Annotated in this window: 6 protein-coding genes; all 6 read right to left on the bottom strand. The window is 70.3% G+C overall.

Annotated features, from left to right (window positions below):
• Positions 1 to 197: 197 nt before the first annotated feature.
• The gene (locus ACZ6JT_RS03710; RefSeq protein WP_469206810.1) at positions 198 to 1013 is read right to left on the bottom strand and encodes a hypothetical protein; all 816 of its coding nucleotides are present in this window, start codon (positions 1011 to 1013) and stop codon (positions 198 to 200) included.
• Complete coding sequence (locus ACZ6JT_RS03705; RefSeq protein ID WP_469206808.1) at positions 1010 to 1543, bottom strand: SigE family RNA polymerase sigma factor; 534 nt, start codon at positions 1541 to 1543, stop codon at positions 1010 to 1012. Before ACZ6JT_RS03705 ends, ACZ6JT_RS03710 begins: the two co-directional genes overlap by 4 nt.
• A 126-nt stretch (positions 1544 to 1669) precedes the next feature.
• Positions 1670 to 2620 (bottom strand): expansin EXLX1 family cellulose-binding protein, encoded by a 951-nt coding sequence (locus tag ACZ6JT_RS03700; RefSeq protein WP_469206806.1) that lies wholly within the window; start codon positions 2618 to 2620, stop codon positions 1670 to 1672.
• A 278-nt stretch (positions 2621 to 2898) separates the two neighbouring features.
• Positions 2899 to 4134 (bottom strand): multiple monosaccharide ABC transporter permease, encoded by a 1236-nt coding sequence (mmsB, locus tag ACZ6JT_RS03695; protein ID WP_469206804.1) that lies wholly within the window; start codon positions 4132 to 4134, stop codon positions 2899 to 2901.
• 3 nt (positions 4135 to 4137) lie between these two features.
• Positions 4138 to 5685 (bottom strand): multiple monosaccharide ABC transporter ATP-binding protein, encoded by a 1548-nt coding sequence (gene mmsA / locus ACZ6JT_RS03690; protein WP_469206801.1) that lies wholly within the window; start codon positions 5683 to 5685, stop codon positions 4138 to 4140.
• Between the two features lie 102 nt (positions 5686 to 5787).
• Positions 5788 to 6882, bottom strand: coding sequence for a multiple monosaccharide ABC transporter substrate-binding protein (gene chvE / locus ACZ6JT_RS03685; protein ID WP_469206799.1), 1095 nt, complete (start codon positions 6880 to 6882; stop codon positions 5788 to 5790).
• Positions 6883 to 7108: the final 226 nt, after the last annotated feature.

The following is a 7108-nucleotide window of genomic DNA, read 5'->3' as shown; positions in this document are numbered from 1 at the left end:
TTTCCTTTCTTTTGTTCTTTCTTTGTCGCGCGCCCCCTGGTGCTCTCCCCCCCCCCCCCCACCCCCCCCCTCCCCCCCCCTCCCCCCCCCCCCCCCCCCTGGGGGGGGGGGGGGGGGGTCCCCCCCCCCCCCCCCCCCACGGCCGGGCCGCTGCCGAGGATGACCTCGGTGGCGTCGACCAGGCTACGGGCCTGGCCTCATCGTGCCGCGGTGAAGCCGCCCCGGACCGAGAGGACGCCGCGCGGACCGGTTGCGTCGACGCGGTACCCGTCGTGCTCGGCCTCGCGCGCGCCGGCGGCGTGGTTGTACTGGCCGGCGAAGACGTGCTGGCCGGCCGGGACCGTGCGGCCCGGCTTGAGGATCCAGCGGTAGACCACGGCTCCGCCTTCATCCTGCACGGTGACGGTGAAGTCGTCGGGGGGCAGCGTCCGCCAGTTGCCGGTGCTCCGCACTCCGCCGGTCTGCGTGATGCGCAGTTCCACGGTGAGTGCGGTGAGCGGCTGGGTGGTCCTGAGGGTGATGTTGCTCTGCGCCCAGTAGGTGTTGCTGCCCGCGTCCAGGGAGCCGGCCGCCGACAGAGGCCCGTCCTGGACGTGTGCGCTGCCGGGCCGGGCCGAGCCCGTGCCCCCTGACGGCTCCGGGCTGGGGCTCGTCGGGGCCGAGCGGTCCGGCGTGTTCGAGCCGCCGCTGGTGGGCGCCGGCGGCGTCGCCTGGGGCGTCCACGGCACGGACGGCGCGGACGGCGCGGGCGGCGCGGCGGGGGTGGCCGGGACGTCCGGCCGGGCCGGCGGCGACTGGACGATGGCGGCGACGGCGAGACCCCCGCCCGCCAGAATGCCGGCCGCGGCGAGGGAGGCGAGCGCCACCCTGGGCCAGGGCCTCGCGCCGGAGGACTCGCGGTGGCGGTCGGGGGCGCCGGACATGCCGCGTTCCACGCGTGCCAGGATCCGGGCGCGGTCGGGCTGGTGGGCCTCGGCGGCTGTGCGCAGCCGCCCGGTGAGCTCCTCGTTCAACGGCTCCTCCTCCCCGCCAACAGTTCGCCGGCTGCCACCGTGCTGCCCAGCATCCGTTCCAGTTCGGCCATCCCCTTCGAGGTCTGGCTCTTCACGGTACCGACCGATATTCCGAGCGCCAGAGCGGTGTCCTTCTCCGACAGGTCGAAGGCGTGCCGCAGGACCACACACGTGCGCTTCCGGAACGGCAACCGCGCGAGAGCGGTACGTACGTCCACCACGGCGGCCACGTCCGGGCCGCTCGACGGCTCCGGCCCGCGGGACCAGAACAGGGCGATCCGGCGGCGTTCGCGAACCTCGCTGCGGATGCGTGACCGTGCCAGGTTGGCGACCACGCCACGTGCGTAGGCGAGCGGGTACTCGGCCCGGCGCAGCCGGTCCCAGCGCTGCCACAGCGCGATCAGGGCGTCCGCGGCCAGATCGTCGGCGCCGTCCGCCTCACCCGTCAGGAGATGGGCGAACCGGGCGAGTTCGGCGTAGTGGCGTTCGAAGAAGTCGTGGAACTCCGCGGACGCGTCATCGAGGACCATGTCCGTCGGTCGCCCCCTCCACAAAATGTTTGCGTTAACATCCGGCGGCAGCGTACCAGTGCCCGATCGGTCCGGGGGATCCGAGGCACCGCACGCGGCTTCACCCGCCCGGCCGCGGTGCGGGGTTCAGTGCGGGGCGAACTGGACCCCGGTCCGTTGTGCGACGTTCGGCAGCAGAGCGGTCCCCTCGACCGTCAGCTTCTCTCCGTGGATGTCGGTGATCCTCATCGCGCTGCCGCACCCGCTGCCGTCGGCGGAGAGGAAGTAGTTGTAGTCGGTACGGGGCAGGCTCCGCCAGCCCTTGGTGGTGCGTACCTCCAGCCGTGCGACCGGATTCCGGTGGTCGATCACCTGGATGCCGCACCAGTGGGGGCTGGACCCGGTCTTGTAGCGGATGGAGAGCGTGCCGGACGTGTGGGGGCTCAGCAGGCTCCAGGTGATCGGGATACGGCCGAGCCTGGGATCGGCGAGTTCGGCGAAGGCCTGTTCGCTGAGGTCCAGTTGTCCGGGGGCGCAGGGCAGCGGGCATTCGTTGGTGATCCGGACCGTGATCGAGGCGCCGCTCGCGGCGCGTACGCGTACGTACGCGCCGCACGCCCTGGCGGATTCGTAGTCGGTGCTGTTCATCGCCGCGATCATCAGGTCGTCGCTCGGGCCGAACAGGCAGGCGCCGTCGCCGTCGCCGGCGGCGTAGGCGGTGGCCGTGCCCTGGTAGGTGGTCCCGGGCCGGATGCGTCCTGCTGACGGTGCCGGAGTGGACGCTGCCGGTGGGGTTTCCTTCGCCGCGGGCTGTGGCGCCGCGTCGGTGGTCGCCCCGACGGCCGCGGTCGGGGTCGCCGTGGCCTGCGGGCTGTCCGCCGGGGGCGCGGGGCTCGTCGGGGCCGCGGGCGTGGCTCCCGCCAGGGTGGCGGCGGGGGTGGCCATGCCGGCCCGGGCCCTGGCCTCGTCCCCGGGGTCGGGGAGCACGGCTGTCACCAGGCAGAAGAGGGCGCCGGCGGCGGTCAGCACCACCGCCGTTCCCCTCACCAGCCGGTGTCTACGCCTGCGCTGCCGCGCCGCCTGCCGTGCAGTCTGCATGTCCGTCCGTTCGCAGATTCGAGTCGAGGTGCACTGCCTGGTCGCCGCAGGATGCGAAAAGGTTGCCTCCGGACCCGCCACCGAGCGGCCCACAGCTCGGCAGCGGCCCGTGCCGCGGTGCTCGGCGAGGCAGCCGGCCAGCGCCCGCTGCCACTGGGCGGTGAGCGAGGTACGAGTCTCGTCGGCGCGCGGGCGGAGCCGCAGGGGGCGGGGCCGGGGCCCGGTAGGCGAGGCACCCCTCCTCCTGCGGAGGCGGGTCGAGCCGAGGAGGGGCGAGGTCAGGCTCCGGCCTTGCGCTTGTTGTAGACGTCGAAGCCGACGGCCGTCAGCAGCACCAGGCCCTTGATCACCTGCTGGTAGTCGGTACCCACGCCGACCAGCGACATGCCGTTGTTCAGCACGCCCAGCACCAGACCGCCGGTGAGCGCACCGAGGACGGTTCCCACACCGCCGCTCGCGGACGCGCCGCCGATGAACGCGGCGGCGATCGCCTCCAGCTCGAAGTTGATGCCGGCCTGCGGCGTACCGGCGTTGAGCCGCGCGGCGAAGACCAGCCCGGCCAGGGCCGCCAGGACGCCCATGTTCACGAAGGCGAGGAAGACGACCCGCTTGCTCTTCACCCCCGACAGCCTTGCCGCCGCCTCGTTGCCGCCGATGGCGTAGGTGTGCCGGCCGAGGATCGAGTTGCGCATCACGTATCCGAAGCCGACCAGCAGGACGCCGAGGATCAGCAGGACGATCGGCACCCCGTGGTAGCTGGCCAGCAGCAGCGTGAAGGCCACCACGGCCGCGGTGATCGCGCCGAGCTTCACCAGGAACAGCCCGGCCGGAAGCGGTTCCAGCCCGTACGAGGCGGCCCGCCGCCGTCCCCGCACCTCCTGCAGGATCGCGATGGCCAGCACCGACACGCCCAGCAGCAGGGTGAGGTTGTGGTAGTCGGTGTGCGGGCCGACCGCGGGGAGGAATCCGCTGCTGATGTTCTGGAAGCCCTTGGGGAACGGCGCCACGGACTGGCCCTGCAGGAGGATCTGGGTCCCACCACGGAACAGCAGCATGCCGGCCAGCGTGACGATGAACGAGGGGATCCCGAGATAGGCGATCCAGAACCCTTGCCAGGCTCCCGCGAGGGCCCCGATCAGCAGCGCGACCACCAGCGCCACGGGCCACGGCATCCTGTGCTCGACCATCATCACCGCCGCGGCCGCCCCGACGAAGGCGGCGAGCGACCCGACCGACAGGTCGATGTGCCCGGCGATGATGACGATCATCATGCCGATGGCCAGGATGAGGATGTAGCCGTTCTGCTGGATCAGGTTGGTGATGTTGAGCGGCTGGAGCAGGATGCCGTCCGTCCAGAACTGGAACAGCAGCACGATCAGCGCCAGCGCGACCAGCATCCCGTACTGGCGCAGGTTGCCGCGCAGCGCCCGGGCCAGTACGGCACCGGCCGACGACCGTCGGCCGGTTTCCGGGGCGCTGGGCGCGGTCTCAGGGGTGGTCTCGATCTGGGCCATGCCTCACACCTGCTTGTCGGGGTATGCCGCGCTCATGGTCATGAGCCGCATGAGGGATTCCTGGGTGGCCTCGGCGCGGGTCACCTCACCGGTGATCCGGCCTTCGGCCATGGTGTAGATCCGGTCGCACAGGCCCAGGAGTTCGGGGAGCTCGGAGGAGATGACGAGGACCGCCTTCCCCTGGCCCGCGAGTTCGGCGATGACCGTGTAGACCTCCGCCTTGGCACCGATGTCGATGCCCCGGGTGGGTTCGTCGAGGATCAGCACCTCCGGATCGGCGAAGATCCACTTGCTGAGGACGACCTTCTGCTGGTTGCCGCCGCTGAGCTTGCCGGTCTCCGCGAACACCGAGGGGGCCTTGATGTTCATCGTCCGCCGGAACGATTCGGCGATCCGCGCCTCCTCGTGCCGGTCCACCCAGCCCCGCCGGGCCACCTTGCCCAGGGCGCTCAGCGAGATGTTCCGGCTGATGTCGTCGCCGAGGTTGAGGCCGAGCTGCTTGCGGTCCTCGGTCACGTACGCGATGCCGTGCCCGATCGCCTCCGGCACCGTCCGGGTCCGGATCTCCCGGCCGTGCAGCCGCACCCGGCCGCCGGTCCACCGTCCGTACGAGCGGCCGAAGACGCTCATGGCCAGCTCGGTGCGGCCGGCGCCCATGAGGCCGGCGACGCCGACGATCTCGCCCCGACGGACGTTCAGCGAGGCGCCGTCGACCACCTTGCGCCGCTGGTCGATCGGGTGTCGGACGCTCCAGTCATCGATTTCGAAGGCGACCTCGCCGATCCGCGGGGCGCGCTCGGGGTAGCGGTGCTCCAGGTCGCGGCCGACCATGCCACGGATGATCCGCTCCTCGGAGATGCCGTCGGAACCGATCGCGATGGTCTCGATGGTCCGCCCGTCACGCAGGACGGTGACGGCCTCGGCGACCCGGGCGATCTCGTTCAGCTTGTGCGAGATGAGGATGCAGGAGATGCCCTGGTCCTTGAGCTCGAGGATCAGGTCGAGCAGCTTGCGGCTGTCCTCGTCGTTCAGGGCGGCCGTCGGCTCGTCCAGGATGAGCAGCCTGACCTTCTTGGCGAGCGCCTTGGCGATCTCGACCAACTGCTGTTTGCCCACGCCGAGATCGGCGATCCTGGTGTGCGGGCTCTCGTCGAGTCCGACCTGCCGGATCAGTGCGGCGGCGTGGGCCAGCGTCCGGTCCCAGCTGATGACGCCCCGAGTGGCGTGCTCGTTGCCGAGGAAGATGTTCTCGGCGATGGACAGGTAGGGCACCAGCGCGAGTTCCTGGTGGATGATCACGATGCCGCGCCGCTCGCTGGCCCGGATGTCCCGGAACCGGCAGGGTTCGCCCTCGAAGCGGATCTCGCCTTCGTAGCTGCCGTGCGGGTGAACGCCGCTGAGCACCTTCATCAGGGTGGACTTGCCGGCGCCGTTCTCACCGCAGACGGCGTGGACCTCACCTGCGGCGACGGTCAGGTTGACCTCGGAGAGGGCCTTGACACCGGGAAACGTCTTGCTGATCGACCGCATCTCGAGAACGGGTCGGGCCATGGTCGTGCATCCGTATCGTCGGGGCGGTGCGGTGCCGGGCGGTCTCCCGGGCGCCGCGCCGCCGGTTCGGCGTCGCCGGACCCGTCGGTCGGGCTCCGTGGGCTACTTGAGCTGGTCCTCGGTGTACTGACCGCTGTCCACCAGGACCTTCCGGTAGTTCTCCTTGTCGACGCTGACGGGCTGGAGCAGCTGCGCCGGTACGGTCTTGACGCCGTTGTCGTACTGACTGGTGTCGTTGACCTCGGGCTTGCCGCCGGTCAGCAGTGCGTCGCCCATCTGGACGGCCGCCTTGGCCAGTTGGCGGGTGTCCTTGTAGACGGTCTGGGTCTGCTCGCCCGCGGTGATCGACTTCACCGACGCCAGCTCGCCGTCCTGGCCCGTGACGACGGGAAGTGGCCGGCCGGCGCCGTAGCCGACGCCCTTGAGCGAGGAGATGATGCCGATCGAGATGCCGTCGTACGGGGAGAGCACGGCGTCGACGCGGGCGGCTGTGTACGACTTGCTCAGCAGGTTGTCCATCCGGGACTGGGCGAGACCGCCGTCCCAGCGCAGTGTGGCGATCTGGTTGAGGGAGGTCTGGCCGCTCTGCACGACCAGCTTCTTGTCGTCGATGTACGGCTTGAGGGCGCTCATCGCGCCGTTGTAGAAGAACGTGGAGTTGTTGTCGTCCGGTGAGCCGGCGAACAGCTCGATGTTGAAGGGGCCCTTGCCCTCCTTGAGGCCGAGTTTGTCGACGATGTAACTGCCCTGGAGGACACCGACCTTGTAGTTGTCGAAGGTCGCGTAGTAGTCGACGTTCGCGGTGCCGCGGATCAGCCGGTCGTAGGAGATGACGGGGATGTGGGCGTCGGCGGCCTTCTGCAGCACGTTGGTGAGCGAGGAACCGTCTATGGCGGCGATCACCAGCAGCTTGGCCCCCTTGGTGATCATGTTCTCCACCTGGGAGACCTGGTTCTCCACGACGTTGTCGCCGTACTGGAGGTCGGTCTTGTAACCCTTGGCCTGGAATTCCTTGACCATGTTGTTGCCGTCGTTGATCCAGCGCTCCGACGACTTGGTGGGCATCGCGATGCCGATGAGGCCCCCTTTGGCGTCCTTGCCGGCCCCGCCGTCGCCCGCTCCGTTGGCGCTCTGGCCGCAGGCTGCCAGCGACAGCGTGAGACCCGCGGTGACAAGGCCCGCTGAAAGCTTCCGCACAGTTCCTCCAGTGATGTTCCGCGACCGGCACGGTGCGACCCGGCTGGGCGACCGGAAGCGGTCGAACGGGGCCGGCCGGGAGCCGTCTTCTCGCGCCGTGCGAAGTCGGAGTTGCAGCGGCTCCGGCCTGGCGATACCCGAGTGTTAACGCTCACAAGTGCGCCGTCAAGAGTCTGTTCGGATCACCGTTAAGCATTCAACAACGGCGCGGGCGGTCAGCGTCCGG

The sequence above is a fragment of the Streptomyces sp. NPDC046308 genome (assembly GCF_055588065.1).
This window is presented reverse-complemented; position numbering and strand designations above follow the sequence as displayed.

What these genes read in the sequence shown, in the direction of transcription:
- ACZ6JT_RS03705 (WP_469206808.1), bottom strand. Translation starts at nt 1,543, where the DNA reads ATGGTCCTCGATGACGCGTCCGCGGAGTTCCACGACTTCTTCGAACGC.
- ACZ6JT_RS03700 (WP_469206806.1), bottom strand. Translation starts at nt 2,620, where the DNA reads ATGCAGACTGCACGGCAGGCGGCGCGGCAGCGCAGGCGTAGACACCGG.
- mmsB (WP_469206804.1), bottom strand. Translation starts at nt 4,134, where the DNA reads ATGGCCCAGATCGAGACCACCCCTGAGACCGCGCCCAGCGCCCCGGAA.
- mmsA (WP_469206801.1), bottom strand. Translation starts at nt 5,685, where the DNA reads ATGGCCCGACCCGTTCTCGAGATGCGGTCGATCAGCAAGACGTTTCCC.